4 protein-coding genes are annotated in these 5,373 nt (G+C 70.0%); 3 read left to right on the forward strand and 1 reads right to left on the reverse strand.

Annotation, left to right across the window (positions count from 1 at the left end; translation table 11 throughout):
* Positions 1-55: 55 nt before the first annotated feature.
* Positions 56-1,504: an aldehyde dehydrogenase family protein gene (locus tag ACRX5S_RS12350; RefSeq protein ID WP_436772928.1), complete on the reverse strand. Its 1,449-nt coding sequence runs from the start codon at positions 1,502-1,504 to the stop codon at positions 56-58.
* A gap of 218 nt (positions 1,505-1,722) precedes the next feature.
* Here ACRX5S_RS12350 and ACRX5S_RS12355 point away from each other — a divergent pair, with 218 nt between their 5' ends.
* The 3 genes from ACRX5S_RS12355 (at position 1,723) to ACRX5S_RS12365 (ending at position 5,335) form a co-directional block, all read left to right on the forward strand.
* Positions 1,723-3,219 carry an APC family permease gene (locus ACRX5S_RS12355; RefSeq protein ID WP_436772929.1) on the forward strand — a complete coding sequence of 499 codons (1,497 nt, stop codon included), beginning with the start codon at positions 1,723-1,725 and terminating at the stop codon, positions 3,217-3,219.
* Between the two features lie 187 nt (positions 3,220-3,406).
* Positions 3,407-3,730: a DMT family transporter gene (locus ACRX5S_RS12360; protein WP_436772930.1), complete on the forward strand. Its 324-nt coding sequence runs from the start codon at positions 3,407-3,409 to the stop codon at positions 3,728-3,730.
* Positions 3,731-4,111: 381 nt separating this feature from the next.
* The gene (locus ACRX5S_RS12365) at positions 4,112-5,335 is read left to right on the forward strand and encodes a hypothetical protein (protein WP_436772931.1); all 1,224 of its coding nucleotides are present in this window, start codon (positions 4,112-4,114) and stop codon (positions 5,333-5,335) included.
* The last annotated feature ends 38 nt before the right edge of the window (positions 5,336-5,373 follow it).

Below are 5,373 nucleotides of genomic sequence, written 5' to 3' on the forward strand. Positions count from 1 at the left end.
AAGCCCGGGTGCGGCGTGTCGCTGCGAAGTCACTCACGCCGCACCCGGGTCGGGGTCACAGGCTGATGACGCCGGTGCGCAGGTCGGACATGTCGAGCAGGGTGTGCTTGCCGCCGATGCGGCCCCAGCCGGTGCCGCGGTTGCCGGCGCCGCCGAACGGCATGTTGATGTCCCAGAAGCAGGTGCTGTCGTTGACGATGACCTGGCCGACCGCCATCTCCTCGATGAACCGGAAGGCCGCGCCCATGTTCTGGGTGAACACCGCGCCCTGGAGGCCGAGCTTGTCGTCGTTGGCGATGCGCAGCAGCTCGTCGTCGTTGGCGCCGGTGATGATCGGCACGACCGGGCCGAAGGACTCCTCGCGCGACAGCAGCGAGTCGACCGGCACGTCGTCGACGACGGTGAACTCGTAGTAGAGGTCGGTCGGCTGGCCGGAACGGCGGCCGCCGCCGGTGAGGATCTTCGCGCCGCGCTCGCGGGCGTCCGCCATGTGGCGGTCCATCTTGGCGGCGACGCCCTCGTTGTTGAGCGGGCCCAGGTTGGTGGTGGCGGCGAACGGGTCGCCGAGCACGACGTCGGCGGCGGCGCGCAGCACGGCCTCGACGAACCCGTCGTGCGCGTCCTGGTGCACGACGACGCGCTCGGTGGCGCAGCAGACCTGGCCGGAGCACAGGTACGCGCCGTACACCGCGGCCTTGGCGGCGGCGTCGAGGTCGGCGTCCGCGAGCACCACGAGCGGGCCGTTGCCGGAACACTCCATGATCGAGCGCTTGAGGCCCGCGGCGGCCTGGATCTTCGCGCCGGTCGCGGAGGAGCCGATGAAGCCGATCGCGTCGATGCCGGCGTGCCGGACCAGCGCGTCGCCGGTGGCGCCCTCGCCCGCGACGATGTTGACCAGGCCCTCGGGCAGCCCCGCGGCGACGAACGCCTCCATGGCCTTGAGCACGGTGAGCGGCGTGTTGGCCGGGGGCTTGACCACGTGCGAGTTGCCGGTGGCCAGGCCCGGGGCGACGAACTCGGCCAGCATCAGCAGCGGGAAGTTCCAGGGCGTGATGATGCCCCAGGTGCCGACGGGTGCGTGGAAGGTGAACATGCGCTTGTCGCCGACGGTGGACGGCATGGTCTCGCCGTGCAGGCGTACCGCGTCCTCGGCGTGCAGGTGGAAGAGCTGCGCGGCCTCCTCGATGTCGGCGACCGACTCGGCGAGCGGCTTGCCCTGCTCCAGGGTCTGGAGGCGGGCCAGCTCGTCCACGCGCTTGGCCAGCTCGTCGCCGATGCGGTGGCAGACCTTGGCGCGCTCCCACACGTTGACGCGGGCCCACTTGGCCTGCGCGTCGTTGGCGGCCTTGACGGCTGCGTCCAGGTCGGCGGCCGAGGGGACCGGGATGGTGCCGACGTGCTCGCCGGTGGCCGGGCTGTGCACGTCGTACGAGTCCGGCCCGGTGCCGTCCACGTAGGCGCCGTTGACGAAGAGCTGGTACTGGGCGGGGCTCGTGGTGCTCATGGGATCCCTCTCCAACGGGGTCGTGCCGCGTCGGGCGACAGCGGAGACTTTCCCAGAGTTCACCCAACAAGTTGAACCTGTCAATACTTCAGAATCCGCAACTCAGATCGGTCTCATTTGACGATTCCGCAGACTCAACCGTTGACAGGGTCAATTTGACGCGCCTATAACGGGACCCCTCGATCCCCATCAGCCCACTTCGTCCGAAGGGCACGCACATGTCCGCCCAGATCTCCGCCCAATCGCCGCCTCCGGCACCCGGCCAGACGTCCGGCCAGACGTCCGGACAGGGCTCCGGGGAGGCGCCCGTCCTGGCCAAGAAGATGCGCTGGTACGACGGCTTCGCCATGTCCCTGGCCATGCCGGCCGCACTCATCGCGTCACTCGGCGCGTCCATCGGGGGTCTGGGCGCGTGGGGGGCCATGGCCCTGTGGGCGATATCCATGGTCCTGGCCACCGGGGCCAACTGGATCTACTCCGAGATGGCCGCGATGTTCCCCGAGTCCTCGGGCGGCATCGCGCACTACGCCACCGAGGGCTGGAAGTCCCGGGCGCCCTGGGTCGGCCCGCTGGCCAGCATCGGCTACTGGTTCGCCTGGACCACCGCGCTGTCGGTGTACGCGGGCATCATCGGCTCGCTCGTCCAGGCCCAGTGGTTCTCCGGCCAGGACTGGACGTGGGAGTTCGGACCGGCCACCGTCACCTTCCCGGTCACGGTCGGCATCGGCATCGTCCTGCTGCTGTTCGCGGCCGCCATGTTCGGCCTGCACGTGGCCATGTGGGTGGTCTACGTCACGGGCGGCATGCTGCTGATCCCGCTCGCGGTGTTCCTGGTCGTGCCGTTCTTCAGCGGCGACTGGAGCGCGAGCGGCCTGCACTGGAACCTGCACGGCGCGGGCGGTCTGCGGGAGTCGCTGGTCTGGCTGTACGTGATGGCGTGGACGTCCTTCGGCGTCGAGGTCTGCGCGACCTTCGCGCCCGAGTACAAGGACACCGTGCGCGACACCTCGCGTGCGCTGCGCGCCGGCGTGCTGTTCTCACTCGGCGTGTTCATCCTGCTGCCGCTGTCGCTGTCCGGCTACCTCGGCGAGGAGCGCATCGGCGAGGACCCGACGACGTTCTACGTCGGGGCGTTCAACGACCTGGTCGGCGGGGCCGCGGACCTCATGGTCGTGTTCCTGATCGCGTCGCTGCTGCTCATCATGATCACCGGTCTCGCGGACGGCTCCCGCGTGCTCTACAACATGGGCAAGGAGGGCACCACGATCAAGCAGGTCGGCGTGCTCAACAAGCGCGGCGTCCCGGCGCGGGCGCTGACCGTGGCGCTGGTGATCAACATCCTGGCCCTGGTCTTCCTGAAGACGCCGCTCGCGATCGTGGTCACCGGAAATCTGGGCTACATCCTGACGCACGTGCTGGCCATCTCGGGCTTCGCGATGCTGCGGCGGGACCGGCCTGACCTGGCGCGGCCGATCCGGCTGCCGGGGATCTTCGTCCCGTTCGCCTGGCTGCTGGCGGCGCTGCTCGCGGTGATCCTGGTGGTCGGCGCCACCGGGTTCAAGATCACCGGGTACGGCGGCTACAAGGAACTCGGCATCGCCCTGGCGGTGTTGGCGTCGGCTGTCGCACTCTGGCTGTTCCGCACGAAGGTCCAGGACCGGCGGGACGAGTCGGCCGGGCGGGGCGGCCGGGCGGGGCATCGGCGGGCCGGGTAGTGCCTGGTTCGATGTCGAACTGACGCTCGGCGGTGGCTCGGTGGCGGCTCGGTGGTGGTGGGTCCGCCGTCGAGCCGGCGCCGAGCCGCCGCCGAGTTGCTGTCGAGTGCTGTAGAGCTGCCGCCGAGTCGCCTATGCCGAGGCATCAAGCCGCCGAACCGCCGAACCGCCGAAAGCGAACCGCCGTATGCCGTACGTGTTCCTGTCCTTCGCCATCGTCGTCGAGGTCGTCGCGACCAGCCTCCTCAAATCCACCGAGGGCTTCTCGCGGCCGCTCCCGTCCGTGGTGTGCCTGGCCTGCTACGGCGCGTCGTTCTACCTCTTGTCGAAGGCGCTCCAGCACGGACTGCACGTGGGCGTCGGGTATGCCATCTGGTCGGGCGTGGGAACGGCGCTGATCGTGGTGATCGGCGTGCTGTTCCTGCACCAGGCGGTGAATCTCCCGACGTTGCTGGGCATCGCGATGATCGTGGGCGGCGTGGTAGTGCTGAACATGGCGGGAGCGCACTGACGGGGCGTTGTCGGAAACAACCGTCCGGAAACCGGGCTGCGTCGCGAACGCAGATGCAGGCGGGGGCGACGTACGGCCCACCGCCGCAGGCCGCGGTCCGACGCGGAGTCGCCGCATCGCCGTCGTACCGCCGCTGAGCCTGCCGCATTGTCCTGACGCCTGCGTCGGGGCCGCGGCAGCCCTCCGTGACGGCGCACGCCGTACGCCCGCCCGTTCCCCAACTTCTGGGTTGCGACCGCCCGGCGGCGGGCGAAGAGTGGGAGTTGTCATACCTGCCCACCGTTGAGTGCTCGTTCTCCGGTGACCATGAGCCGCCTCAGGCCAAGCCGTCGCAACGGCGACGCAGCCACGCCACAACACCGCCACGCACCTGGAACAGCCATGTCCAAAACCGCCCGCCACCAGCTCCCCCGCCTCCTCGGGACGTCCTGCCTGGCCGTCGCGCTCGCCCTCCCGGTCACCGCGGTGACCGCGGGAGCCGCCCCCGCCGCCGCGCCGGCCGCCGTCCCCGGCGACACCCCGCCGCCCCCGGACCCGCCGCAGCCTCCCGATCCGCCCGACCCTCCCAACCCACCCGATGCGCCGGAACCGGACGGACCGAACACCCCCGAGCCGGACGGGCCGAACACCCCGGCCGAGCCCGACGGGCCGTCGTCCCCCAACCCCGGCACCCCCTCCGACGAGGGGCCGAGCTCCCCGTCGTCCGGCGGACCCCCGTCCGGCCCGGGCGTTCAGAATCTGGTCCCGCCGGAGCAGAAGAAGGCACTGGAGGAGCAGATCGCGAAGCTCGACGTCCCCGACGACGTCAAGCAGCAACTGCGCGAGAACCTCGACAAGGCGGCCGCCGCGATCGCGGATCCGAACACGAGCCCGGCGGACAAGGCCTCGTACGAGAAGTACGTGGCAGGCCTCGACGCCACCCTGAAGGCCGTCAACAACCCGCAGACCACACCCGAGGACCGGGCCACCCTCCTGGCCGCGATGGACGGCGCGAACGCCGCGGTCAAACTGGCCCAGGACCCCAAGACCTCGGCCGCGGACCGGACGTTCTACCTGCAACTCGCCGACACGCTCGCGAACGCCTCGAAGCAGGTCCAGGACCCGACGCTCACCGTGGCGCAGAAGGCGGCCCTCGTCCGGAACATCAAGATCATCAGCGCGGGCCTGGTCTCACTCGCCAACCCGAAGACCGCACCCGCAAAGGAAGAGGACAAGAAGAAGGTCCAGGAGGTCCTGGAACGCAGGACCCAGGCCCTGGCCACCATCCAGGACCCCAACGCCGGCCCGCAGCAGAAGCAGGCGGCACAACAAATCCTCGACGAAGCCGCCGCCGCGCCGCAGAACCCCAAGTACCTGGAGTTCCTCGAAGAGGTCAAGAAGTACGACCCCTCCACCGAGTGCCTCGACACCATCGCCACCCGCACCGAACAGGCAGGCTGGCCCGACGGATCCTTCTGGGGCCTCTCCGACGCCACCTGCGCCGAAACCCTCACCGCCGCCGCCCGCGACACCGACAGCAAGTGGAACGCGGTCTTCGACTGCGTCCAAAACCAGGCGTTCACCACCTGCGCCGCGTACATCCCCGACAACGGCACAGGCAACTGACCACCCCCCAACCCGCGACCGCTACCGTCACCGGGCCC

Source organism: Yinghuangia sp. YIM S09857 (genome assembly GCF_051388915.1).
Taxonomy (GTDB): domain Bacteria; phylum Actinomycetota; class Actinomycetes; order Streptomycetales; family Streptomycetaceae; genus Yinghuangia.